Annotated in this window: 1 pseudogene; it reads right to left on the bottom strand. The window is 66.9% G+C overall.

Annotation, left to right across the window (positions count from 1 at the left end):
- A pseudogene (gene tnpC, locus GJA_RS25720) lies at window positions 1-675 on the bottom strand (IS66 family transposase); the annotation flags it as partial.
- Window positions 676-677: the final 2 nt, after the last annotated feature.

Below are 677 nucleotides of genomic sequence, written 5' to 3'. Positions count from 1 at the left end.
GTCGGCGCCGGCGAACAGGTAGTTGCGACGGCCGATGGCGACACCGCGCAGCGCCCGCTCTGCGGCCGAGTTGTCAATTTCGATGACGCCGTCGTCGCAGTAGCGCAGCAGCGCCGGCCACAGATTGAGCGTGTACTGGATCGCCGCCGCCGTGTCCGAGTTGCGTGATAGTTGATCGAGCGTGCTGCGCAGCCAGCGGTCGAAGTCGTCGAGCAGCGGCCGCGCCCGCTGCTGACGAGCCAGCTGTCGTTCATGCGGAGGTTTGCCGCGGATCTCGGCTTCGATCAGATACAGCTCGGCGATGCGGCGCAATGCCTCGGTGGTGATGGCCGATGGCCTGGCAGCATGGAGGTCGTGGAACTTGCGGCGTGCGTGCGCCCAGCAAGCAGCCTCCTGGATCGTGCCGTCGACGTACAGTGCATTGAAGCCGGCATAGGCATCGGCCTGCAAGACGCCCTTGAAGTGAGCCAGGTGGGTTTGCGGGTGGATGCCTTTGCGGTCCGGCGTGTAGGCGAACCAGACGGCCGCCGGCGTGGTGTCGCCGGCGGCGCTGTCATCGCGCACGTAGGTCCATAGCCGTGCCGTCCTGGTCTTGCCGTTGCCCGGCTCCAGCATCGGGATCGGGGTGTCGTCGGCATGCAGCTTGGCGCCGGCCAGCACATGGCGTCGGATCACCT

This window comes from Janthinobacterium agaricidamnosum NBRC 102515 = DSM 9628 (assembly GCF_000723165.1).
GTDB lineage: Bacteria > Pseudomonadota > Gammaproteobacteria > Burkholderiales > Burkholderiaceae_D > Janthinobacterium > Janthinobacterium agaricidamnosum.
Note: the sequence above shows the minus strand (reverse complement) of the source record. Positions and strands in the feature narration are given on the sequence as shown.